Annotated in this window: 23 protein-coding genes, 2 rRNA genes, 2 pseudogenes and 1 riboswitch; of the genes and pseudogenes, 9 read left to right on the top strand and 18 right to left on the bottom strand. The window is 65.4% G+C overall.

The genetic code is table 11. The annotated features are described in order from the left end of the window. Window position 1 precedes the first annotated feature (1 nt). Together OG716_RS33705 and OG716_RS33700 are read left to right on the top strand one after the other, a co-directional pair. Window positions 2–859 carry a GntR family transcriptional regulator gene (locus OG716_RS33705; protein ID WP_405134429.1) on the top strand — a complete coding sequence of 286 codons (858 nt, stop codon included), beginning with the start codon at window positions 2–4 and terminating at the stop codon, window positions 857–859. 234 nt (window positions 860–1,093) lie between these two features. After that, a complete protein-coding gene (locus OG716_RS33700; RefSeq protein ID WP_405140093.1) occupies window positions 1,094–1,633 on the top strand; it encodes a carboxymuconolactone decarboxylase family protein in 540 nt (179 codons plus the stop codon). Between the two features lie 180 nt (window positions 1,634–1,813). Here OG716_RS33700 and OG716_RS33695 read toward each other — a convergent pair whose 3' ends face one another. Further along, complete coding sequence (locus OG716_RS33695) at window positions 1,814–2,455, bottom strand: GNAT family N-acetyltransferase (protein WP_405134428.1); 642 nt, start codon at window positions 2,453–2,455, stop codon at window positions 1,814–1,816. Window positions 2,456–2,630: 175 nt separating this feature from the next. After that, window positions 2,631–3,005: a TetR/AcrR family transcriptional regulator C-terminal domain-containing protein gene (locus OG716_RS33690; RefSeq protein WP_405134427.1), complete on the bottom strand. Its 375-nt coding sequence runs from the start codon at window positions 3,003–3,005 to the stop codon at window positions 2,631–2,633. A 104-nt stretch (window positions 3,006–3,109) separates the two neighbouring features. Here OG716_RS33690 and OG716_RS33685 point away from each other — a divergent pair, with 104 nt between their 5' ends. The 4 genes from OG716_RS33685 (at window position 3,110) to OG716_RS33670 (ending at window position 5,992) form a co-directional block, all read left to right on the top strand. Next, window positions 3,110–3,685, top strand: coding sequence for a dihydrofolate reductase family protein (locus OG716_RS33685; RefSeq protein WP_405134426.1), 576 nt, complete (start codon window positions 3,110–3,112; stop codon window positions 3,683–3,685). Window positions 3,686–3,706: 21 nt separating this feature from the next. Further along, window positions 3,707–4,063 carry a YciI family protein gene (locus tag OG716_RS33680; protein WP_355129029.1) on the top strand — a complete coding sequence of 119 codons (357 nt, stop codon included), beginning with the start codon at window positions 3,707–3,709 and terminating at the stop codon, window positions 4,061–4,063. A gap of 3 nt (window positions 4,064–4,066) precedes the next feature. After that, the gene (locus OG716_RS33675; protein ID WP_405134425.1) at window positions 4,067–5,326 is read left to right on the top strand and encodes an RNA polymerase sigma factor; all 1,260 of its coding nucleotides are present in this window, start codon (window positions 4,067–4,069) and stop codon (window positions 5,324–5,326) included. A gap of 177 nt (window positions 5,327–5,503) precedes the next feature. Continuing rightward, window positions 5,504–5,992 carry a hypothetical protein gene (locus OG716_RS33670; protein WP_405134424.1) on the top strand — a complete coding sequence of 163 codons (489 nt, stop codon included), beginning with the start codon at window positions 5,504–5,506 and terminating at the stop codon, window positions 5,990–5,992. Between the two features lie 39 nt (window positions 5,993–6,031). On the opposite strand, the gene OG716_RS33665 is transcribed toward OG716_RS33670, so the two are convergent. After that, window positions 6,032–6,877, bottom strand: a complete 846-nt coding sequence (locus OG716_RS33665) for an SDR family oxidoreductase (protein ID WP_405134423.1) — start codon at window positions 6,875–6,877, stop codon at window positions 6,032–6,034. A gap of 111 nt (window positions 6,878–6,988) precedes the next feature. Between OG716_RS33665 and OG716_RS33660 the strand changes: the two genes are divergently transcribed. Next, complete coding sequence (locus OG716_RS33660; RefSeq protein WP_405134422.1) at window positions 6,989–7,375, top strand: winged helix-turn-helix transcriptional regulator; 387 nt, start codon at window positions 6,989–6,991, stop codon at window positions 7,373–7,375. Between the two features lie 126 nt (window positions 7,376–7,501). Here OG716_RS33660 and lpdA read toward each other — a convergent pair whose 3' ends face one another. The 3 genes from lpdA to OG716_RS33645 all read right to left on the bottom strand — a co-directional run bounded on the left by lpdA (window position 7,502) and on the right by OG716_RS33645 (window position 10,434). Then, window positions 7,502–8,905, bottom strand: coding sequence for a dihydrolipoyl dehydrogenase (gene lpdA / locus OG716_RS33655; protein WP_405134421.1), 1,404 nt, complete (start codon window positions 8,903–8,905; stop codon window positions 7,502–7,504). Window positions 8,906–9,050: 145 nt separating this feature from the next. Continuing rightward, window positions 9,051–9,362, bottom strand: coding sequence for a nuclear transport factor 2 family protein (locus OG716_RS33650; RefSeq protein WP_405134420.1), 312 nt, complete (start codon window positions 9,360–9,362; stop codon window positions 9,051–9,053). Between the two features lie 67 nt (window positions 9,363–9,429). Further along, window positions 9,430–10,434, bottom strand: a complete 1,005-nt coding sequence (locus tag OG716_RS33645) for a dipeptidase (protein ID WP_405134419.1) — start codon at window positions 10,432–10,434, stop codon at window positions 9,430–9,432. A gap of 135 nt (window positions 10,435–10,569) precedes the next feature. Between OG716_RS33645 and OG716_RS33640 the strand changes: the two genes are divergently transcribed. Next, window positions 10,570–12,627: a prolyl oligopeptidase family protein gene (locus OG716_RS33640; RefSeq protein ID WP_405134418.1), complete on the top strand. Its 2,058-nt coding sequence runs from the start codon at window positions 10,570–10,572 to the stop codon at window positions 12,625–12,627. 43 nt (window positions 12,628–12,670) lie between these two features. On the opposite strand, the gene OG716_RS33635 is transcribed toward OG716_RS33640, so the two are convergent. From OG716_RS33635 to OG716_RS33615, 5 genes are all read right to left on the bottom strand, one after another. Then, window positions 12,671–13,531: an alpha/beta fold hydrolase gene (locus tag OG716_RS33635; protein ID WP_405134417.1), complete on the bottom strand. Its 861-nt coding sequence runs from the start codon at window positions 13,529–13,531 to the stop codon at window positions 12,671–12,673. Between the two features lie 216 nt (window positions 13,532–13,747). Continuing rightward, the gene (locus tag OG716_RS33630; protein WP_405134416.1) at window positions 13,748–14,116 is read right to left on the bottom strand and encodes a hypothetical protein; all 369 of its coding nucleotides are present in this window, start codon (window positions 14,114–14,116) and stop codon (window positions 13,748–13,750) included. 74 nt (window positions 14,117–14,190) lie between these two features. Then, window positions 14,191–14,823 (bottom strand): TetR/AcrR family transcriptional regulator, encoded by a 633-nt coding sequence (locus OG716_RS33625; RefSeq protein ID WP_327142558.1) that lies wholly within the window; start codon window positions 14,821–14,823, stop codon window positions 14,191–14,193. A gap of 806 nt (window positions 14,824–15,629) precedes the next feature. Further along, on the bottom strand, window positions 15,630–15,806 hold the full coding sequence (locus OG716_RS33620; RefSeq protein WP_405134415.1) for a hypothetical protein: 177 nt from the start codon (window positions 15,804–15,806) through the stop codon (window positions 15,630–15,632). 46 nt (window positions 15,807–15,852) lie between these two features. Then, a riboswitch (SAM riboswitch) is annotated at window positions 15,853–15,959 on the bottom strand. 113 nt (window positions 15,960–16,072) lie between these two features. Beyond that, window positions 16,073–16,711 (bottom strand): HAD family hydrolase, encoded by a 639-nt coding sequence (locus OG716_RS33615; protein ID WP_405134414.1) that lies wholly within the window; start codon window positions 16,709–16,711, stop codon window positions 16,073–16,075. A gap of 68 nt (window positions 16,712–16,779) precedes the next feature. Between OG716_RS33615 and OG716_RS33610 the strand changes: the two genes are divergently transcribed. After that, a complete protein-coding gene (locus tag OG716_RS33610; protein ID WP_405134413.1) occupies window positions 16,780–17,034 on the top strand; it encodes a hypothetical protein in 255 nt (84 codons plus the stop codon). Between the two features lie 62 nt (window positions 17,035–17,096). Here OG716_RS33610 and OG716_RS33605 read toward each other — a convergent pair whose 3' ends face one another. The 7 genes and pseudogenes from OG716_RS33605 to OG716_RS33575 form a co-directional block, all read right to left on the bottom strand. Next, window positions 17,097–17,558, bottom strand: a complete 462-nt coding sequence (locus OG716_RS33605) for a MarR family winged helix-turn-helix transcriptional regulator (RefSeq protein ID WP_405134412.1) — start codon at window positions 17,556–17,558, stop codon at window positions 17,097–17,099. Next, window positions 17,551–17,976 (bottom strand): SRPBCC family protein, encoded by a 426-nt coding sequence (locus OG716_RS33600; RefSeq protein ID WP_405134411.1) that lies wholly within the window; start codon window positions 17,974–17,976, stop codon window positions 17,551–17,553. Before OG716_RS33600 ends, OG716_RS33605 begins: the two co-directional genes overlap by 8 nt. A 254-nt stretch (window positions 17,977–18,230) precedes the next feature. Then, complete coding sequence (locus tag OG716_RS33595; protein ID WP_405140091.1) at window positions 18,231–18,485, bottom strand: hypothetical protein; 255 nt, start codon at window positions 18,483–18,485, stop codon at window positions 18,231–18,233. Window positions 18,486–18,533: 48 nt separating this feature from the next. After that, a pseudogene (locus tag OG716_RS33590) lies at window positions 18,534–18,614 on the bottom strand (hypothetical protein); the annotation flags it as partial. Window positions 18,615–18,759: 145 nt separating this feature from the next. Next, window positions 18,760–19,845, bottom strand: a pseudogene (locus OG716_RS33585) (GTP-binding protein); the annotation flags it as partial. 331 nt (window positions 19,846–20,176) lie between these two features. Then, window positions 20,177–20,293 (bottom strand): 5S ribosomal RNA (gene rrf / locus OG716_RS33580). Between the two features lie 146 nt (window positions 20,294–20,439). Then, window positions 20,440–23,561 (bottom strand): 23S ribosomal RNA (locus OG716_RS33575). Window positions 23,562–23,664: the final 103 nt, after the last annotated feature.

The raw sequence follows: 23,664 nt of genomic DNA, 5'->3' as shown, positions 1-23,664 counted from the left end.
CATGGCGCGCAGGGGGCGCATTCCGTTGTCCGAACGGGTCTATCTGGCCCTGCAGCGGGATCTCGCGGCAGGGGTGCTGGTACCGACCGAACGGCTCGGCGAGGAACGCCTCGCCGAGACCTACGGCGTCTCCCGCACTCCCGTCCGCGAGGCCCTGGCCCGGCTCTTCGCCGACGGACTGCTCGAACGTCACCCCGACGGCTTCTACCCCTACCGGCCGCGAGTGGACGAACTCGGCGACCTGTACGAACTGCGAATCGTGCTGGAGGCCAGGGGAATCCAGCGACTGCAAACAACCCCCGCCGGGCTCGGCGGACTGGATCCGATACCGGTGCAGGCCTATCCGCAGGATTCGGCCTACGGCTACGCCGGCGGATCACAGGCGCACGAGGCGGCCGCGGAATACCCGGCCTACGGCGCCCTGCGGCGCACTCCCGCCCCCGGCCCGGCCTTCGCGGCGGCGCACCTGCTGCAGGACGCGGCCGCGGTGCAGCGCGAGCTGGAGACGTGGCGGTATCTGCGCGACAACCCACCGGAACCCGACGCCGACCTCATCGCCGCCGACGAGCGCTTCCACATCACCCTGCTCGCGGCCGCGGGCAATTCCGCACTGGCCGACGCCCTCTCGACGGTGCACACCCGCGTCCGCCCCGTCCGCGCCATCGATATGCCCACCCCCGAACGCGTCGCCGCCATGGCGGAAGACCACATAGCCATTGCCGAATACCTCCTCATGGGCGACCTCGACGCCGCCCTCCGCACCCTCCTCGCCCACCTGACAAGCTCCCGTGCCCACGTCCTCACCCGCGCCCGCCGAGCCCTGGAAATGACGAAACTCGCTCAGGCCGTGAGGGAGTGACTCCCTCTCCCCCACACTTCGGGTGACCGCCGCCCGCCATCTCGGCTGCTGGTGACCGCCTCGGCGCGTTCGGCCAGATCCACCTGTGCGGTGTGAATCCCGGCCGAACGTATGCCGGATTGCCGAAGGTGCAGATCTGTGCGACGAGTGAGTGGGCCGGGCGCAGGGTCGAATGGCTGGTGCGGCGGGGGACGAACGGTGGCGAGTGGCTGGGACAGACTGTTAGCGTTGGGCATGGTGTCGACGCAGCCACGTATCGCGCCCGGGCGTCTCCGGGAGCTGGGTCCGGTCAACTGGGTTGTCTGGCAGGCGCTTTCCCGCGCCGCGGGCACGGATGACGCGCACCTGTTCAGCACCCTCGGGCGCACCGGCGGCCTGTTCCGCGGCTGGCTGCACTTCTCCGGCAAGCTCATGCCCGGCGGGCGGCTGCGCCGCTACGAATCCGAAATGGTCATCCTGCGAGTCGCGCACCTGCGCGAATGCGAGTACGAGACCGACCATCACATTCGACTCGGCAAGCGCGCGGGCATCACCCAGGAGGTCCTCGACCGCCTGCGCCTCGGCCCCACCGCCCCCGGCTGGACCGACAAGGAACGCGCCCTCCTCACCGCCGTCGACCAACTGGTGACCACCCGCAACCTCGACGACCCCACCTGGACCACCCTCGCCGAGCACTACGACGACCGCCGCCTCATCGAAATCGTCCTGCTCACCAACCAGTACGAGGGCCTCGCCAGCACCATCACCGCCCTCCGAATCCAAACGGATCACTGAGCAATCTCCCTCATCCCAGCGCAATCCCCCGCCATCCCGGCGCAATCTCCCTCATCCCAGTGCGATCCCCGTCATCCCGGTGCGCTTTTGGCCGGGATCCACACCCGGGCGGCTGTACCTCGCTGATGGATCCCGGCCAAAGCATGCCGGGATGACGAGGGCTCCCACGCCGGGCGGTTGCTAGCCGTCCGCGCGATGCCGCGCCCGCGAACCCAGTGCGAGCGGCAGGGTTTCGGTGGAGAGGTCGCCTGCGACGCGGGCGTGCATATGCATGTCGTGCCAGCCGTCGGCGTGCAGGGTGGCGCTGCGGTTGGTGCCCTCCAGGGCGTAACCGGACTTCATCGCCACCCGGCAGGACTGCGGATTGTGCACGGAATGGCGGAGTTCCAGGCGGTGGAAGCCGATCTCGTCGAATGCCCACGAGGTGAGCGCGGCAACGGCCCGGGGCGCGATCCCCTGCCCGCGCGCCCGCGGCGCCACCCAGTACGCCATCTCACCCAGTCCCTGGGACAGCAGCATCGACCGCAGCGACGCCCGCCCCACCACATGCCCGGTATGGCTGTCGGCCACAGCCCAATTGGCGTCGGCCCCGCCGCTCCAGGCATGCAGCCACAGCTCGATCCAGTCGTCCGCCTCCTCCACCGATTCGGCCGTCCGCGCATGCCACCGCTGAATCGCCGGATCCTGGAAGGCCGCGAACACCTCCGGCGCATCCCGGCGCAGCCAGGGCCGCAACACCAGCCCCTCGCCCGCCGGGATCACCGGCTGCGCGCCCTTGGTAAAGACTTCAGCGGCAATGATTGCCGGCACCGATCGCGGCATACCCGAAATTCTGCCCCGCCCCCGCACCCCGTGTCGCCGGAATTCCGATCAGCCACCCGGCCGCGACCCCGGACCACCTGAAACGGTGGCCCACACCACTCGGCCCGGCTCTGCGCAAGCCCGTTCCGCGCCACGCTATTCCACCGCGGCGAGCGCGGCCCGCCGACATTGCGGCTCAGCCGGACGAGGTTTCGATGAGGGCGGCGAGGCCGTCGAGGACGCGGGCGAGGCCGAAGTCGTAGGCGTGGCCGGCGCTGTAGGCGCTGTCGTGGGCCTGGCCGGCGGCCGCGCCGACGCGGGCGGCGAGGGGGTAGCGGTCGGCGGAGAAGACGCGCTGCAGCAGTGGGGCGGCGCGCTGCCACCAATCGTGGTCGGATTCACCGCTTTCGGCGGCGGCGCGGTCGGTGTCGATGGCGATGCGGGCGACCGCATGGTGAGCGCCGCCAACCCCTGACCGTCGGCGATCTCCAGCGCCGCATCGACTACGGCGTCGAACGTGGTGCGCTGCTTCGGACCGCGCGCCGCCCCGCTCTGCCCGGGCTAGCGCCACAGCAGTTCCAGGGTGCGCACTGATCATGTCGATTCCGGACCGTCCCGTTCGAGGAGTAGTCATGGGCCGAACCGCGGCCCGCTCCTCGACGGGAAGGACCAGCCATGCGAAAAGTGGTGGCAATCGAGAACATGACCCTGGACGGGTACGTGGACTCGCAGACCGGACTCGGGTTCGAATGGACCTTCCGGGGTTACAGCCCCGAGGTCGACGCCTTCGGTAATCAGTATGTGCGCGCCGATGTCGGCACCGCGCTGTACGGGCGTCGTACCTTCGAAGGCATGCGGGACTTCTGGTCCGGCGTCGCCGCCAATCCGGATGCGGCCGACGGCGAGAAGGCGCACGCCGAATGGGTGACGAACGTGAACAAGATCGCCTTCTCCACCACGCTGCGGGAGGCGGGCTGGAAGAACACCCGGATCATCGCCGCCGACGCGGCCGCCCGGGTTGCCGAACTCAAAGCGGAAGACGGTGGCACGCTTGCCATCTACGCCAGCCCGAAACTGGTGCACTGGTTCATCGACAACGGTCTCATCGACGAATTCCGGATCATGGTGCATCCGGTGACGGTCGGCTCCGGCACGCCGCTGTTCCATGACAAGGCCGCGTTGAATGTGGATCTGCTGGAATCGAAGACGTTCGACTCGGGTGCGGTCTACCTCCGCTACCAGGTCGCCTGAGCCAAGGAAGAGAGCGAAACAATGCGAAATCTGGTGCTGATCCGGCTCGACCCGTCCAAGGCCCCCGAACAGGGCCCGGACGAGAAGCTCATGGCGGATATGAACACGCTCATCGAAGAGATGACCAAGGCGGGCGTCCTGCTCGACACCGCCGGATTGCGGCCGACCGAGGAGGGCACCCGCATCCACCAGGTCGACGGGAAGCAGACCGTCATCGACGGCCCCTTCACCGAATCCAAGGAGATCATCGGCGGCTACTGCCTGCTGCAGACCCGATCCACCGAGGAGGCGGTGGAGTGGGCTTCCCGCTTCCTGCGGGTGCACGGGCCGGAGTGGGATATCGAGGTCGAGGTCCGGCAGCTCGCCGATCAGGACTGAGCCGTGCCCGAGCGGTCACCGCGGGAGCGAGCGCGCCAGGCCGTCGAGGCGGCCTGGCGCATCGAGTGGCCGCGCCTGGTCGCCGGCCTGACCCGCGTGGTCGGTGATATCGGCGCGGCCGAGGAGCTCGCCCAGGACGCCCACGTGGCGGCCCTGGAGCAGTGGCCGCGCGACGGGGTGCCCGCGAATCCGGGCGGCTGGCTCATGCTGACCGCGAAACACCGTGCCATCGACCGGATTCGGCGGGATGCCACCTTCGCCCGCAAGCTCGAACTGCTCGGCCGGGAGGTGGAATTGGACGAACAACCGCCGGAACCGGCCGAGGCCATCTCCGACGATCTGCTGCGCATGATCTTCACCGCCTGCCATCCGGTGCTGACGCCGCCGGCCCGTGCCGCACTGACACTGCGCATGGTCGGCGGCCTGACCACCGGTGAGATCGCCCGCGCCTATGTCATCTCGGAATCGACTGTGGCGCAACGTATCGTGCGCGCGAAGAAGACCATCGCCACCCGAAAGGTGCCCTACGAGGTACCGCAGGGCGCGGAACTGACGGCCCGGCTGGATTCGGTCCTCGAGGTGATCTATCTGATCTTCAACGAGGGCTACACCGCGACCTCGGGCGAACGCTGGGTGCGCGCCGAATTGTGCGAGGACGCACTGCGTTTGGCGCGCATCCTGTCGGCGCTGCTGCCCGGGGAACCGGAAACGCACGGCCTGGCCGCCCTGCTGGAATTGCAGGCGTCCCGCACCGGAGCCCGCAGCGCGGACGGCAACGATATGGTCCTGCTCGCGGATCAGGATCGCGCACACTGGAATCGGCTCTACATCCGGCGCGGTTTCGCCGCGCTGGCCCGCGCGCACACCCTCGCCCGCACCCGCGGCGGCCCGGGCCGCTACGCACTGCAGGCGGCGATCGCCGCGGTGCACGCGATGGCGCCGACCGCCGCCGATACCGATTGGCGGCGCATTGCCGGACTGTATGCCGTACTGGCCCAGCGTTTTCCGTCACCGATCGTGGAATTGAACCGGGCCGTGGCCGTCGCCATGCTGCACGGCCCCGCCGCCGGGCTGGAACTGGCCGACAAGGCGGCGGCCTCCGGCGCCCTCGACGACTATCACCTGCTGTATGCCGTCCGAGGCGATCTGCTGGCCCGGCTCGGTCACGCCGACGACGCCCGCGCCGCATTCCTGCGCGCCGCGGAACTGACCGCCAACGCTACTGAGCAGGCCCTGTTGACGGAACGAGCGAATAAGGCTTGAGCAGCGCAGATACCCGCAGAGATTACTGAACGACGCGCCGGGAAGGCTCCCCGCGAACACCGCGGGAGCGAGTACGTTGACTCCTGATTACGATTCTTCGACCGACTATTCGTGATTGCTCAGCTACCCGAATCGGCTACATCGCAACGGCGGGGACTCCGAGCGAAAACCCTCGGAATGCTCCTGGTGGTGGCCGCACCGATCGTGATCGGCGCAGGCAGTCCCACCGCGCAAGCGACTCCCGACGAACAGGTCGCCCAGCTGGTCGATATGACCTCGTCCGCGCTGCAACTGGCGGCGAAATCCCTTGGCCCGGTGGCGACTACACTCATTCCCACGGTGACGGCCCTCGGCTTGGACCCGTCGTCGGCGTTTCCCAGACCGGTACTGAAAGCCATGGCGCTCACCATTGTCCCCCTCGATCAGTTCGGGGCCTTCGATGAGGTGATAACCCATGAGAGCAGCTGGCGGGTGTTCGCCGTCAATCCCAGCTCCGGCGCCTACGGCCTGGCCCAGGCGCTGCCCGCGCTCAAGATGTTCAGCGCGGGCCCCGACTGGCTGGTCAATCCGATGACCCAGCTGCGCTGGGCCTACCGGTACATGGTCGAGAGGTACGGCAGCCCGGTCGCGGCCTGGGATTTCTGGCAGGCCCACCACTGGTACTGATCCGGGGCCGCCGGTACTGATTTGGGGCTGCGGAGGCGCTCAGGCGAGAGCGGCGCGGAACACCTCGACCGCGGGGGTAGGCGTGCGGCCGAGCAGCCGCTGCAGATCACCGGTCTCGATATCCAGAATGCCCTGGGCGATACCGGCATCCGCGTCGGCGAGCACCTGCGCGTACTGCGCGGGGACGCCGTTCTGCGCGAGCGCGGCGGCGTAATCCGCCTGCGGCAGATCCTGGTAGCGCACCGGCTTGCCGGATGCCTCCGAAATCGCTTGTGCCAGATCGGCATACGCGAGAGGTTCGCCGCCGAGCTCGTAGTTCTGCCCGCCGTGACCGTCCGTGGTCAGCACCTTCGCGGCGGCTTCGGCGTAGTCGGCACGGGAGGCGCCGGCCACCCGGCCGGTCCCGGCCGCGCCGTACAGCACGCCCGATTCGATGGCGGGCGCCAGGCCGCTGAGGTAGTTCTCCCAGTACCAGTCGTTGCGCAGCCGGACCACCGGCACGCTCGCCTCGTCCAATACCGCCTCGGTGCCGCGGTGCTCCTGGGCGAGGATCATTTCATTGCGGTCGATATTCGGAATGCTGGTGTAGGCGAACAGTTCCACACCCGCGCGCTCGGCGGCGCGAAGCACATTGGTGTGCTGGGCGACCCGGCTGCCGAACTCGTTGCCGGAGACCAGCAGCACCCGATCCACACCTTCGAAGGCGCGATCCAGGGCGGCCGGATCGTCGTAACCGGCCTGCCGGATCTCGGCGCCCAGCGCGGCCAGATCGGCCACCTTGGCGGGATCGCGGACGACCGCGACGGGGGTGACACCCTCCTTCAACAGGGCTTCGACAACAAGGCGGCCGAGCTGACCACTGGCTCCGGTGACTGCGACGGTCATGACTTACTCCAGGTTCTCGGTGGGAACAAAATGCACTGTCTGGATGTACTAACTAATAGTAAGCACATGCTATTCCGAAACCGCAACCTGAAGGGTGGGTAATCTCGAACCATGAGTACGCCGCCCGACGACACCGACCCGACCTTGGAAGCCGACGTCTTCGCGCGCAATTGCACCTCCCGCCCGGTCCTGCAGAACATTGCCAGCCGCTGGGGTGTGCTGGCACTGGTCGCGCTGAAGGAAGGTCCCACCCGCTTCAGCGCCCTGCGCCGCCGCGTCGACGGCATCAGCGAGCGCATGCTGTCGCAGACCCTGCAGACCCTCGAGCGCGACGGCATGATCCACCGCGAGGTCCAGCAGTCCATTCCGCCACACGTCGAATACACCCTCACCGACCTCGGCGCCAAGGTCGCGGACCAGCTGGAGGGGCTCGTGCACATGCTGGAGACCAATATCGACCAGATCCGCGCCGCCCAGGACGCCTACCACCGCGACTGATTCCGCCCGCGCGACGAACTGAATCTCTGCACATCCATCCACAGGCGGACAGTTATCCACAGGATGGCGACGAAAAGGCGCCCCCCGGTTCGGAAACCGAGGGGCGCCTTGGTGATTCGGGGCGGATCAGAAGTTGATCATGTGCCCGGCCAGGCCGTGGATGGCCTCCTGCAGGGCTTCGCTCAACGTCGGGTGGGTGTGCACATTGCGGGCCAGCTCATTGACCGTGAGGTCCCACTTCTGGGCCAGGGTCAGCTCGGGCAGCAGCTCGGAGACATCCGGGCCGATGAGGTGGCCGCCGATGAGCTCGCCGTACTTCGCATCCGCGATGAGCTTGACGAAACCATTGGGGTCGCCCAGGCCGTGCGCCTTGCCATTGGCGGTGAACGGGAAGGTGGCGACCTTCACGTCGTAGCCCTCGTCGCGAGCCTGCTGCTCGGTGAGACCGAAGCTGGCGACCTGCGGCTGGCAGAAGGTGGCGCGCGGCATCATGCGGTAATCGCCGAGCGGCAGGGTTTCCGCGCCCGCGATGGTCTCCGCGGCGACCACGCCCTGAGCTTCCGCGACATGCGCGAGCTGCAGCTTGGCGGTGACGTCACCGATGGCGTAGATGCCGGGGACATTGGTGCGCATGACATCGTCGATGGCAATGGCGCCACGGTCGGTCAGCTGCACGCCGGTGTTCTCCAGGCCGTAGCCCTTGATCCGCGGCGCGAATCCGACTGCCTGCAGCACCTTGTCGACCGTGACGGTCTCGACATTGCCGGACTTGTTGTCCTTGATCGCGACGGTGACCTTGGATCCGTCATCGTCGATGGACTGCACGGCCGCACCGGTGGTGATGGTGACGCCGAGCTTCTTGTACGCCTTGGTGATCTCCTTGGAGACGTCGACGTCCTCGTTCGGCAGTGCGCGATCGAGGAATTCGACGATCCGCACATCCACGCCGTAGTTCTTCAGGACGTAGGCGAACTCCATGCCGATGGCGCCCGCACCCACGATGAGGATGGAGCCCGGCAGGTCGCGGGTGAGGATCTGCTCCTCGTAGGTCACCACATTGGCCGAGAGCGAGGTGCCCGGCAGCAGCTTGGTTTCGGTACCGGTCGCAATGATCACGTTGTCGAACGTGAGGGACTCGGTGCCGCCCTTCGACAGCTCGACCGAGAGGGTCTTCGCGTCGGTGAACGTGCCCTTCCCGTCGAACTCGTCGATCTTGTTCTTCTTCATCAGGAAGTGGACGCCCTTGACCCGGCCGTCCGCCACCTTGCGGCTGCGGTCGAACGCCGCACCGAAGTCGAAGCTCACCTCACCGGAGATGCCGAAGGTTTTGGCTTCTTTATTGAAGATATGGGCCAGCTCCGCGTTCCGAAGCAGCGCCTTGGACGGAATGCAGCCCACGTTCAGGCACACGCCACCCCAGTATTTCTGCTCGACGATCGCTGTTCGCAGGCCGAGTTGAGCGGCGCGGATCGCGGCGACGTAACCGCCGGGACCAGCGCCGAGAACGACGACATCGTAGTGGGAAGTCACGCCCCCGAGCCTAGCTCTTCCGCCTCCCCGAATCTTTAGCGGGCAGTTGGGAGCCATATCAGCTGGCAACCCGTGCTGGCGGTCGGGTGCGCCCTGAGTTCCGGGGGTACCCCCGGAGTTACCCCGATCCTTGCGAGATCAGGAATTACGCTCCAGCCTGCCCGGTTTCGAAGCGGCTGATGAGGCCGTCGCGGACGGTGAAGCGCCAGGCCGTGCGCATGCTTCCCCACCGGTCATTGCTGTAGTCGGCGACGAATTCGGTCGGGCTGGTGGTGGATTCGACGCTCATGCGGGCATTGGTGGCGAAGATCTCCGAATCGGTCCACTGAGCGAGATTCCGCTCATTGCCGTCATCGGACATGCTGGCGTCTTCGCTCAGGGTTTCGAAAAAGGCATCGGAATCGTGCGCGTTGATAGCGTCCACGAATTTCTGCACCGTGCGATCGAGCTGCGTCATTGTTCATCCCTCTCGGCGGCAAAATGGCAAGAGCAGGGCAAACACCGCGTTCGAGTCTAGCGGCAGCTCAATCACGCCAGACCTGCTGCGCTACCCGGGCAAAATTTCCGCCGAATACGGCCGCGCGCTCGGCGTCGGAGAAACCGCGTCCGGCGAGCACCTCGTTCAAGCCGGGCACCTCGGATCCGCCGAGCAGGTCCTCCGGCGGCGTCCACCGCAGCGGCCCGTAGCGGGTGAACTCCTCGGAGAAGATCTCCGGATTGCGCGCGATCTCCTCGTTGAAGTCGTCGCCGTCGAAGGAGAAGTCTGAGCTGACGCCGATGTGCTCGATACCGACCAGCATGGCCCCGTAGGCAATGTGGTCCGCCATGGCCTCGATGCGTTCGGCACGCTGACCGGGCTCATTGCGGCCGAGGAAGATTCCCACGCCATTGATGCCGATCACCCCGCCGGTGCCGGCGCACGCCCGCGCCTGATCATCGGTGATATTGCGCGGATGCGCCCGCAGCGCAGCGAAATTGGAGTGGCTGTAGATCATCGGGACTGCGGTGATCTCGGCGATGTCCAGCCCGGTGCGCGCCGAGCAGTGCGAGCCGTCGGCGAACATGCCCACCGCATTGAGCGTGCGGATCAGATCGCGCCCGTAGGCGGTGAGTCCGGTGTCCTCCGCATCCAGACAGCCACATCCGGCCGCATTCGCATAGTTGTAGCTGGGCAGCAGCGAGCGCACGCCCAGGTCGTAGAACATCTTCACATTGTCGAGGTCGCCGCCGAGGGGACCGGAATCCTCCAGATCGAAGGCCAGCGCGATGGTGTCGGGATCGGGTTCGACAGCATCCGTGATCCGCTCGACGAGCCGGAATCGGCCGTCCGCCAGGGCATCCCGCCGGAACTGGTCCAGCAGCACCAGCGCATCCCGGGTGGACTGCGGCGAATACCCCACGTTCACCGACAGATACGAGCCGAGCGGATAGCGGGCCAATTCGGAAATATCGGCCGACGGCAGCAGGGGCAGGCAGCAGTGCTGCTCCCACAGTCTGGGCCCGGTCTGTTCCGGCGACTGATACGGCAATCCGGGACCTCCTGCAGCGGATCGGCATAGACCCAGCAATCGTACTGACCGTTATGTGACAACCGGCGGACTCGATCGGCCCGCCTCGACCGGTCGTGGCACCACGGCCCTCCGGACTCGGCAAGAATGTAGGGCATGACCGGTGATGGCGAGACCGTGACAGACCCGTACCTGTGGCTCGAAGAAGTCACCAGTGATCGTGCGCTGGATTGGGCGCGGGCGCACAACGAGGTGGTGCTGGCGCGGTTCGCGGCCTCGGAACGGTTCAGCGGGCTCGAGGCGCGCATCCTCGACATGCTCGATACCGATACCCGCATCGCCTATCCCGGGCGGCGCGGGCCGTGGCTCTACAACTACTGGCGGGACGGCGAGCACCCCAGGGGACTGTGGCGGCGCACCACTTTCGCCGAATACGCCAAGGACGAACCGGCGTGGCAGGTGCTGATCGACCTGGACGCGCTCGCCGAGCTCGAGGGTGAGAACTGGGTGTGGAGCGGGGCCGCCGTCCTGCGGCCCGAACAGCACAGGGCCCTGATCAGCCTCTCGCGCGGCGGAGCGGACGCCAAGGTGGTGCGGGAATTCGATATCGAGACAAGGACTTTCCGCGAACCGGAGGACGGCGGGTTCGCTCTGCCCGAGGCCAAATCCGAAATCCGCTGGATCGATGCCGATACGGTCTATGTCGGAACGGATTTCGGTCCCGGCTCGCTCACCGACTCCGGATATCCGCGCATCGCCAAGCGCTGGCAGCGCGGAACGCCGCTCGCCGAGGCCGTCACCGTCTTCGAGGGCGAGGCCGGGGATGTGGCCGTCTCCGCCGGATACGACCGAACCCCCGGCTACGAACGGCATTTCGCCGGTCGCGCCACCGACTTCTTCAATGAGGAGGTCTTCCTGCTCGAGGATGACGGCAGCCGCCGGCTCATCGAGGTGCCCAGCGATGCCTCCGAATCCTGGTACAAGGACTGGCTGCTGGTGCGGCTGAAATCGCCGTGGGAGATCGGTGCGGTCAGCTATCCGGCGGGCGCGCTGCTGGTCATCGATTTCGAGCGATTCCTCAGCGGCGCAAGCGATTTCGAGATGCTGTTTACCCCCGACGAGCACACTGCCCTGCACGGTTACGGCTGGACCGAGAACCACCTGCTGCTCATCACCCTGCAGGACGTGCAGACCAAACTGCATGTGGTCACCCCCGGGCCGGACGGCTGGGTGCGCGAGGTCCTCGGCGATGCCCCGCCGATGGCCACCACCAGCGTCATGAATCTGGACCCGCTCGAGGGCGGTGACGAATTCATGCTCTCGACAAGCGGTTTCACCAGTCCCACCACACTGCTGACGAGTTCGGTCGGCGGCGCCACCGAAATACTGAAGAAGGAACCGGAATTCTTCGACGCCGCCGGTGTGGAGACCGAGCAGTTCTTCGCCCGCTCCGACGACGGCACCATGATCCCGTATTTCGTACTGCGGCACCGGGATCGGCGCGGAACCCCCGGCCCGGCGGTCATGTCCGGCTACGGCGGTTTCGAGGTCTCCCGCACCCCCGCCTACAGCGGTGCGGCCGGTATGGGCTGGCTGGAACGCGGCGGCACCTGGGTGATGACCAATATTCGCGGCGGCGGCGAATACGGCCCCGAATGGCACACCGCCGCACAGAAGGCCAACCGGCACCGGGTCTACGAGGACTTCTCCTCGATCGCCCGTGATCTGGTCGCGCGCGGCATCACCACCCACGATCAGCTGGGCGCGGTCGGCGGCAGCAATGGCGGCCTACTCATGGGCGTCATGCTCACCCGCTACCCGGAACTGTTCGGCGCCATCGTGTGCCAGGTCCCGCTGCTGGATATGAAGCGCTATCACCTGCTGCTGGCGGGTGCGTCGTGGATCGCCGAATACGGTGACCCGGACAAACCCGAGGAGTGGGAGTACATCTCGAAGTACTCGCCGTACCAGAACACCGATCCGGACGCGAAGTACCCGCCGATCCTGCTCACCACCTCCACCCGCGACGATCGCGTGCACCCCGGCCACGCGCGAAAGATGGCCGCGCTCTTGGAATCCCAGGGTCATCCGGTCTGGTACCACGAGAATATCGAGGGCGGCCACGGCGGCGCGGCCGACAACAAGCAGTCCGCGTTCCAGGCCTCGCTCATCTACGAGTTCTTCACCAGGACGCTCATCGAGAAAGACGCCTGAGCGGTGCGTGCGGATCGGGGCCCTCACCGTCCCGATCCGCCGGTCACCGGTCCCTGAGCCACTTTTCGACATAGTCGACGGTGGAATCCGGGTCGCTGATCCACCCGTTGTGCCCCAGCGGCGCCGGATTGTGCCAGGTGGTGATGGCGGCCTTGGGAAGCTTGTCCAGCAGCTGCCGGGCCGAGCCGGGCGGGGTGAGGTCGTCGCCGGTGATGGTGATCGACAGGACCGGCAGTTTCAGTCGCCCGATGCGCTCTTCGTAATCGATGTCCGCACCGGCCGGCTGGAATTTCCCGCTGCGCGCCAGCCGCGCCCAGTCGGAGATCAGCAGCTTCGGCTGGCGGCCGAAGCTGCCCGCGATCATGGTGTCGCCGGGCCAGAACCCGGCGAGCCCGGCGGTCAAAGAGACTGCGGCACTGCCCAGCAGGGATCCCGGCGCGGCCAGACCCCGGTAGCCGCGGTGATGCGGCGTGCCGGAGGCGACCAGAATCAGCCCGCCGAGCCGTCCGCGAATCCGCGAGGCGTACATGACGCCCAGATGTCCGCCCATACTGTGTCCGAGCAGGTAGGGGGTGCTGTCCGGGAAACGGTTCCGCACCACCTGGAACATGGCGGGAAAATCCACCGCAACCAGTTCCTGATAACCGTAGGGTCCGGGCGGATTCGGTTTCGGCCGGCTGTCGCCGTTGCCGCGCAGCTCCAGCAGGGCGACGTCGAATCCCCTTGCCGCCAAGGGCTTTCCGAACAGCGAGTAGTACTCCCCCGGCACCCCCAGCCCCGGCACGATCACCACGACCGGCCGCGGCGAGTCGGCGGTGATCGGATGCCGATGCGCGCCCTTCGCCGGAATCAACCACACGGTGACCGTCGACCCGTCCGGCATCTGAATCGGCACACTCTCCACGCCCCGCACGCTACCGCCTCCCGGTCTCCCATCCCGGCAGCCCGGCGGCGGCCCGGACCGGGTGCCCACCCTCGGGCCGCCTCGGCCGCGCTGACGCTGCGGTCGGGAATACCGGATAGTTCGCCGCCCCATCCGAACTCGGCCATCCCGGAGGGAAACCGCGCTTACCCGCCGACGGCAGCAAGATCAAGTCCGGCGCGCGCCGTCGGGTCGGCACTACGACGGCCTGGCGCGTCCGCTACGGGGTTTGCTTGCGCCGGGCGGGTTGCGTGACGCCGCGACGGCTGTGGCCGCCCAGCGGCGCGCGCCGGACGGGCCACCGAAGGCGTGCGGGCGGTGCCCCGGGCCGTCCTGGCAGCAGTCGCAGCGGGAGTGGTAAGTGAATCCGGAGTCGAGCACGGTGGCCAGGGCGCGCCAGCCCGACAGGTCGGCGCGGCGCGGAACGGCGAGGTTGGGTCCGGCATCGCGCATGGGGCGGCGGCAGACCGGGCACGGCCGGGCCGGATTGCCGTGCCCGAGGGCGCGTTTCATCGACACACGACAGCCGGTGCACACCAGGTGCGTACTGCGGATTCCCCCGTACATGCCCGCCACGGTACCGCCCCCGGTACGCACCCGCGAGTGGAAAATCGGTGCGGCCGAGGGCGGTTGACGTGCGGTCAGGCGCTGACGGCGCCCATGATGACGCGGCGCAGCACGCTGATGACCTCATCGAGCGGCGACCGGGGTTCGGAACCACTCCAGGCATCCACCACGTAGTTGACGGCGCCGATGATCGCCAGCACGCGCATCTCGTAGTCACCGGGCGGGATTTCGCCGTGCAGGGCGGCATCCTCGGCGGCGCTGGCGAGCAGTGCGCCCCAGGCGCGGCGCAGCTCGAGCCGGAACTGCTCGACCTTCGGCCCCGCGCCGACGACCTCGACCAGCGCGACCCGGGCTTTTCGGGGATCGCGCCCGATCGACTCGATGTACGCGCGCACGGCGGCGTCGATGATGTCGATGGCGTTCGCATCGGAGTGCTCGGCGATGGTGGCCGCCACGGCTTCCCGTGATTCGCGGTCGATCTGCTCGTAGAGCTCGAGCAGCAGCGATTCGCGACCGGTGAACTCCTCGTAGAACTGCCGTGAGGAGAGGCCGGCGTCCTTACAGATGGCGCCGACGGAGCTGTTTGCGTATCCGTCTCGCGCGAACACCGTCAGCCCCGACTCCAGAAAACGCGCACGACGCTGCCGTTGCCGGTCTTCTACGGGCTGCCCGGCGTACATTCTTCCCGCGTTCGTTTCCTGTGACATTGCGCCAGACAATACCGAAGGGCCCGATCCCCTCGTCATGGATCGGGCCCTTCGTTTGCACCTTCGACATCCCGCGCGATAGCCGAAAGTTGGCTCAGCTACTTCGGGCCAGTACGGCGCACCTGGGGAGGCGGGTATAGGCAGGGGAACCGCCCCAGGTTCGGAACGCGGTTCCGGGGGAAGAAACGCATTCCGATGCCGCATTGGCCCGAAAGTCACTGATCGTTTGCCAATCAACACGATACAGAGCGGGCGAACTGGACGGAATACTTTTGAAGGAGTTTTTTAGAATATATTTCCGCGCAAATGGCGGCTCGTGCGGCGACCAGCGCCATACCCCCACCGAACCGGACATTCACCCTGGACATGACGAAGGGCCTGATCCCCTCGTCATGGATCAGGCCCTTCAGTACCTCGTCGGCTCCCGCGCAGTAGCCGAAAGGTGGCACTCGCGTGGCTACTTGGCGGAACCGCTGGCCGAGCCGGTCGCGAGCAGCTTCAGGATGGTCTGCACGAGTACGTTCGAGATGATGTCCGTCATGGTGGTGCTCCGATCGAATAACGGGTGCCAGTGTTGCTTCACTGACTGTTTGCCATCGGGACCATACCGAGCCGGACCACGCCTCGGGAAGGTTTTCGAGGAAAAATCTAGTTTTTTTTCGAGATGGGGCTAGACGCTGGCCTACCTGGGGTTTCGGGGAGACTCGCCGACTCCCGGCGCTCCGGGGAAGCGGTCACGGAGATCCACCCATGATGCGGTTGCTGCGACTGTCTGGCAACCCCCTTTGCGAGGTTCCGGGAAGCCGTCAATCCGCCTGCGGAACCTCCGGTTCACCGAGTGTGAGCATGAGCCGGTTGGCCCAGGAGAACGACGCCGCGGACAGCACCAGATCGTGGATTTCGGTATCGGCCAGACCCAGTTCCCGCAGCCGTTCGATATGCGCGTGGCCGGCGCGCGGCGGGTTGGCCGCCAGCGCGTCCACGAAATCGACAATGGCATCCCATCTTTCGTCGATCAGGTACGCGTCCAGCAGTGGCGTCTGGATCTCCCAGAGGGTGACGTCCGGGGCACCCCACCGCTGTGCGAGGGTCGCCGATCAGCGAGCCGGGGCTCGAACATGCTGATACTCGTGACCGTGGGGGCAAATGTAGCGACGCGAGAATGGGCCGAGAACCCTTGGAATCAAGGCGATGTGAAAAATGGGACGAATCGCCTGTTGCGCAGGCGGTCTCGCCGCTGGTGTGGCGGCTATCGTGCCAGGTGGGAGGCCAGCCAGGCCGGAAATGCGGTGAGATCGGCGAGGACGATATCCGCACCCGCCGCGGACAGTTCCTCGGCGGAATACGGACCGGTCGTCACCGCCACAGAGTAGGCATCGGCCACCTTCGCGGCGCGCACATCACCGAGATGGTCGCCCACATAGATCGACGCGCCGTACTCGCGCAGCACCTCGCCCTTCTCCTCCGCCCATGCGCCGCCGACCAGATCATCGACCTCGAGACCGAGATGATCGAGATGCAATTGCGCGTGCGGGCCGTTCTTGGCGGTGATCACCAGCACCCGCCCGCCGGCGGCATGCACCGCGGCCAGCGCATCGACCACACCGGGCAGATGATCGCTCGGCTCCACCGCGAGTCCGGGATAGAACCGCCGATACATGGCCACCACCTCCGGCACCCGGTCCTGCGGGAACCATTCGGCCGCCTCCACCGCCAGCGGCGGACCGAGCCGCGACACCACCAGCTCGGAATCGATCGGCACACCGGTCTCGGCGGCCACCGCATCCCACACCGCGGCAATGCCGGGGCGGGAGTCGATCAGCGTCATATCCAGGTCGAACCCGACAACAAGTTCGTTCGGAACGGCGGTCGCACGATCAATGGCCACGCCCCGACCATACGGATACGCCGTTCGCCGCAAGAAACCGGTTGCGACCTCGAACTAGGCTTATCGCCATGGCAAGTGATCGCGGATCCCTGTTCTGCGGCATCGAGATCGGCGCGCGCATCGAACAGGTCGAGACGGAACTGATCGCCACCGGCGGCGCGGCAGCGAGCGCCCGGCTCGGCACCGAGGAGGGATTCGTCCAGAACGCCCAGCGCAGCGGCTTCGACCTGCTCTACACCCGCGCCATCCTCGTCGAGTCCGCCCCAGACTGGCCCAGCCGGCGCGCCGAAGTAGCTCAGCGTCCGGAGTCCGGAGTGGAGTAACTCAGCGCCCGGCACCGAGTAGCTCAACGTCGAGGGTGGGGCAACTCGGAGGTCGGCGCAGTTCAGTCCGGAATTCGGTGCGCGGCAATAGGTTTCAATTGCTCCCGCAGCTGCTCACCGGCGGGTCCGAACATCTGCGCATCGGTATCGACGGCAATCTGCACACCCTTGCCCACCAATTCACGTCCAGCAGTGGTGATTTCGATGCGCAGCACGCGGGCATCCACCGGATCCGCGCGGCGGGCGAGCAGCTCGCGCTCCTCCAGTACCCGAATGACCTTCGACGCCATCATCCGATCCGCCCCGGACATATCGGCCACCTGCTGCTGGGTCGGCAGCTCACCCTGCCGGCCCAGCCAGCCCGCCGACGCCAGCAGATTGAACTGGGTCGGCGTCAACCCGAGCGGCCGCAGATTCCGTTCCAGCGTCGCCCGCCACTCCAGCGCGGCGTGGTGCAGCCAGAACCCCGGGCTCATGAGCGGACCCCGCGGGATGCCGCGAGGTCCGTCCGATGATTCAGCCACGCTGTAGCGCCTCCTTCTCCAATGCCGCGAAGGTGAGCGGCATATCCGCCCGCATCGCCTTCGCCCAGATCAGTTTGAACAGTGGTCCGAACGGGCCGTGGACCTCCACCCGCTCGGACACCCGCAGCGTGCCATCGCCGAGCGACTCATAGGTGCGCTGCCCGCGCAGCTTCCCGAACGGGATGCCCGCCTCGCTGGTCCACGATCTACCCGGCTCGACCGCCGTGATCGTGAACGGTCCGGGCGGAGCGCCCTTCGGCTTGACCCACCCGGTGGTTCCCACCTGGAATGGTCCGTCGATCCGCGACTGCTCCTCGTGCGGATCCCACTCCGACCAGCGTGCCACATCGGTCGCCACCGCCCAGACCTGGTCGATATCACCCTTGATCACGGCTTCTTCGATGAACGAGTACATCATGACTGCCCCTGGATCTCATTCGCATTTTCGTTGTTGCGACAACAGTAACTGTAGTTGCGACAACAATCAACCCTTGAATCGCGGCGCCCTTCGGAGACGAGAAAGTGGCTGGTCCGCAACAGCACGGACCAGCCACCTCTATACCTCGCCACCCGGCCGTACGCGGCGAGCCGAGCCGGGCGGGTCCGACGCCCGGCCCAGCGGAGACCAGGCCGATGTCCGGCCCGCACCCGCACGGGTCAGGACCTGAGCTACTACCGCACCGACGCCCGCTCATATCCGAGCGGGCGGCTGGTGAAGGTCCCGCGCCCCTGGGTCCGGCTGCGCAAACGCGTTGCGTACCCGAACACTTCGGCCAACGGCGCGGACGCCGTCACGACCACGGTGCCACCCCGGGCCACCGAATCCAGGACCCGGCCGCGGCGAGCGGCGAGATCACCGAGCACCGCGCCGAGCGACTCCTCGGGAGCGGTGACGGTCAGCTCGAGCAGCGGCTCGAGCAGTGCCATCTCGCTGGCGCGCAACGCTTCTCTCAGTGCGAGCCGCCCCGCGGCACGGAAAGCCCGCTCCGACGAGTCGACCGGATGGGTCGCACCGTCGGTGAGAGTGACCCAGCGCGGTCGCCAGCCGTTCGGCATCGGCCGCGGTGCGGGCCTCGACCGCCACCGATACCACCGGATCACTGACGGTCGGCGGCTCCAGCAGCACCGGAGTCTCCGGTGCGCACAGCGTCGCCCCGGGTCGCGCGGACTTGGGCCCGATCACGGCGACAATCTGACCCGCCACGGCCTCCTCCAGTTCCTCGTGCCGGTCGGCCTGCACCCGCAGGATGCGGCCGATCCGCTCGATGCGCCCGGCGCCGACATCCAGCACCGACGCGCCCTTCCGCAGCGTGCCCGCGTATACACGCACGAACGTCAGTCGCCCGGTACCGGTCGCCTGCACCTTGAATACGAGCGCCACAGGGGATTCCGCCGGATCCGCGGTGAGCTCGAAGCCCTCGCCGCGCACCGGAGGTCGATCCGACGGCGAAGGCAGGTATGCCACCACGGCATCCAGCAGCGGTTCCACCCCGATATTCCGGTACGCCGCACCGCACAGCACCACCACGACCTCGCCCGTGAGGGTGAGCGCGCGCAGTGCCGCCGCCAAGGTCTCGTCCGACAGTGCCGACCGCGCGTAGAACTCGTCCAGCGCCGCCGAATACCGCTCGGACACAGCCTCTTCCAGTGCTCTCCGATGCCGACGAGCAGTCTCCGACAGCTCCTCCGGAATCGGAGCGACGGTCAGCGCACCCGCCACCCAGAGCAGCGCGCGCATACGAACCAGATCGACCACACCGGCGAATCCGTCCTCGGCCCCGATGGGCAACTGCACCGCAAGCGCCACCGCATGCAGGCGCTCCCGAATGGAGTCCACGGCCATCCCGAAATCGGCGCCGACCCGATCCATCTTGTTCACGAACGCAATTCGCGGCACCCCGTACCGGTCCGCCCGCCGCCACACGGATTCACTCTGCGGCTCCACACCGGCCACCGCATCGAAAACCGCGACAGCACCGTCGAGCACCCGCAGCGAACGCTCGACCTCATCCGAAAAGTCCACGTGCCCAGGCGTATCGATGACAGTGAGCCGATGCCCGGCCCACTCGCACGCCACCGCCGCGGCGAAAATGGTGATCCCGCGTTCCCGCTCCTGCGGATCGAAATCGGTGACGGTGGTCCCGTCGTGCACCTCACCACGCTTGTGGGTCATCCCCGTGAGGAACAGCATGCGCTCGGTGACAGTCGTCTTCCCCGCATCGACATGGGCGAGGATGCCCAGGTTGCGAACAGTGGTCAGAGCTTGCCGAGAAGCATTGGTACGCATGGTCGTCAGTCCTTCGTGCTGGTCCTTGAACAGAACAGCGCGATTCCCGAGACGACGAGAGAGGTCGCCCGGGTAACTCAGTACCGGCCGCGCAGCCGGCACCGAGCCGGCGAGGACACCAGGATCACCTCGAAGCGAGGGCGGGGAGCGACAAGCGTGCGTGCGTCACGCATCACGGTCTCCCTCCTGGATGTCCCGCGTGCCATTCGGCACGAGATCTCCTGTGAGAGTACGGAACCCCGTCGATCGGCGAAACCGAATTAATCGGTGCGAAGGGTGTCCGGATACGACAAAACCCCCAGCCCGAAGGCTGGGGGTTTTGCGAATGATGTTCCGGCGGTGTCCTACTCTCCCACACCCTGTCGAGTGCAGTACCATCGGCGCAGGTGGCCTTAGCTTCCGGGTTCGGAATGGGACCGGGCGTTTCCCCACCGCTATAGCCGCCGTAACTCTATGAAACCAAGGGGGTACGGGGGCATAGCCCCCGAAACTCCCCACACGTGCCGGGGATTCGAAAGGGGCACAGCCCCGTTCGTATCCGCCAACACAATGTGTGTTGTTTCAGATACCGCACAGTGGACGCGTAGCTTCTTTGTTGGTAAGTCCTCGGCCTATTAGTACAGGTCACCTGCACCCGTTACCGGGCTTCCAGTTCCTGCCTATCAACCCAATGGTCTGTTGGGGGCCTTAACCCCTCGAGGGGGTGAGAAACCTCATCTTGGAACAGGCTTCCCGCTTAGATGCTTTCAGCGGTTATCCCTTCCGAACGTAGCAAACCAGCCGTGCCCTTGGCAGGACAACTGGCACACCAGAGGTTCGTCCGTCCCGGTCCTCTCGTACTAGGGACAGCCTTCCTCAAGTTTCTGACGCGCGCGGCGGATAGAGACCGAACTGTCTCACGACGTTCTAAACCCAGCTCGCGTGCCGCTTTAATGGGCGAACAGCCCAACCCTTGGGACCTACTCCAGCCCCAGGATGCGACGAGCCGACATCGAGGTGCCAAACCATCCCGTCGATATGGACTCTTGGGGAAGATCAGCCTGTTATCCCCGGGGTACCTTTTATCCGTTGAGCGACACCGCTTCCACTTGCCGGTGCCGGATCACTAGTCCCGACTTTCGTCCCTGCTCGACCTGTCGGTCTCACAGTCAAGCTCCCTTGTGCACTTGCACTCGACACCTGATTGCCAACCAGGCTGAGGGAACCTTTGGGCGCCTCCGTTACATTTTGGGAGGCAACCGCCCCAGTTAAACTACCCACCAGGCACTGTCCCTGAACCAGATCATGGTCCGAGGTTAGAAGTCCAATACGATCAGAGTGGTATTTCAACGATGACTCCACGAACACTGGCGTGCCCGCTTCACAGTCTCCCACCTATCCTACACAAACCGTACCGAACACCAATACCAAGCTATAGTGAAGGTCCCGGGGTCTTTTCGTCCTGCCGCGCGTAACGAGCATCTTTACTCGTAATGCAATTTCGCCGAGTCTGTGGTTGAGACAGCTGAGAAGTCGTTACGCCATTCGTGCAGGTCGGAACTTACCCGACAAGGAATTTCGCTACCTTAGGATGGTTATAGTTACCACCGCCGTTTACCGGGGCTTAAATTCTCAGCTTCGCCCCAAAGGGCTAACCGGTCCTCTTAACCTTCCGGCACCGGGCAGGCGTCAGTCCGTATACATCGTCTTACGACTTCGCACGGACCTGTGTTTTTAGTAAACAGTCGCTTCTCACTGGTCTCTGCGACCTCACCCAGCTCCCGGAGCAAGTCCGTTCACCAGACAAGGCCCTCCTTCTCCCGAAGTTACGGAGGTATTTTGCCGAGTTCCTTAACCACAGTTATCTCGATCGCCTTAGTATTCTCTACCTGACCACCTGTGTCGGTTTGGGGTACGGGCCATGTACCAGCTCGCTAGAGGCTTTTCTCGGCAGCATAGGATCACTGAATTCGCCTCAATCGGCTACGCATCACCTCTCAGGCTACATGTTGTGCGGATTTGCCTACACAACGCCCTACAGGCTTACACCCGGACAACCATTACCGGGCCCAGCTACCTTCCTGCGTCACCCCATCGCTTGACTACTACCAGCAGGGTCCTGTGCAGCCGTTCCCCCTCTCGCCCGAAGGCTCGATAAGGAAACTTTTGGACAGTTAGCACACTAGATTCGCCATTGGGCGCGGATACACGGGTACGGGAATATCAACCCGTTGTCCATCGACTACGCCTGTCGGCCTCGCCTTAGGTCCCGACTCACCCTGGGCGGATTAACCTGGCCCAGGAACCCTTGGTCATTCGGCGGACGAGTTTCTCACTCGTCTTTCGCTACTCATGCCTGCATTCTCACTCCCATAGCCTCCACGGCTGGATCACTCCGCCGCTTCCCTGGCTACAGGACGCTCCCCTACCCATCCACACTCCTGGCCCGAAGGCGGGATAATGTGTGAATGCCGCGGCTTCGGCGGTGTACTTGAGCCCCGCTACATTGTCGGCGCAGGATCACTTGACCAGTGAGCTATTACGCACTCTTTCAAGGGTGGCTGCTTCTAAGCCAACCTCCTGGTTGTCTTCGCGACCCCACATCCTTTTCCACTTAGTACACGCTTAGGGGCCTTAGCCGGCGATCTGGGCTGTTTCCCTCTCGACTACGAAGCTTATCCCCCGCAGTCTCACTGCCACGCTCTCACACACCGGCATTCGGAGTTTGGCTGACTTCGGTAAGCTTGTGGGCCCCCTAGGCCATCCAGTAGCTCTACCTCCGGTGTGAAACACGTGACGCTGCACCTAAATGCATTTCGGGGAGAACCAGCTATCACGGAGTTTGATTGGCCTTTCACCCCTACCCACAACTCATCCCCTCAGTTTTCAACCTAAGTGGGTTCGGGCCTCCACGACGTCTTACCGTCGCTTCACCCTGGCCATGGGTAGATCACTCCGCTTCGGGTCCATAGTGTGCGACTGAAGGGCGCCCTATTCGGACTCGCTTTCGCTACGGCTACCCCACACGGGTTAACCTCGCCACACACCGATGACTCGCAGGCTCATTCTTCAAAAGGCACGCCATCACCCCACAACACCGAAGTGCGAAGGCTCTGACGGATTGTAAGCGCACGGTTTCAGGTACTATTTCACTCCCCTCCCGGGGTACTTTTCACCTTTCCCTCACGGTACTAGTCCGCTATCGGTCACCAGGTAGTATTCAGGCTTATCGGGTGGTCCCGACAGATTCACAGCAGATTTCACGGGCCCGCTGCTACTCGGGTACTCATTACAAGAGAGAACGCGTTTTCGTCTACCGGACTCTCACCGTCTACGGTTGGCCGTCCCAGACCAATTCGACTAACGCGATCTTTTCTGACTCTTGCTCAGTTCGGCAGAACCAAGAAAATGAGCCCCACAACCCCGCATAGACAACGCCTGCCGGCTATCACATCTACACGGTTTAGCCTCTTCCGCTTTCGCTCGCCACTACTCACGGAATCACTGTTGTTTTCTCTTCCTGTGGGTACTGAGATGTTTCACTTCCCCACGTTCCCTCCACACGCCCTATATATTCAGGCGCGGGTAACACGACATCACTCGTGCTGGGTTTCCCCATTCGGACATCCTCGGATCTCAGCTCGGTTGACAGCTCCCCGAGGCTTATCGCAGCCTCCTACGTCCTTCATCGGCTCCTGGTGCCAAGGCATCCACCGTACGCTCTTACACACTTACTAACAAAGATGCTCGCGTCCACTGTGCAGTTCTCAAACAACACACAAAACCCGATCTCGATTGCGACACCAGCAGAAACTCGGTAAGAGTCGCCCGGTATGTTGC

This window comes from Nocardia sp. NBC_01388 (assembly GCF_045040085.1).
GTDB lineage: Bacteria > Actinomycetota > Actinomycetes > Mycobacteriales > Mycobacteriaceae > Nocardia.
This window is presented reverse-complemented; position numbering and strand designations above follow the sequence as displayed.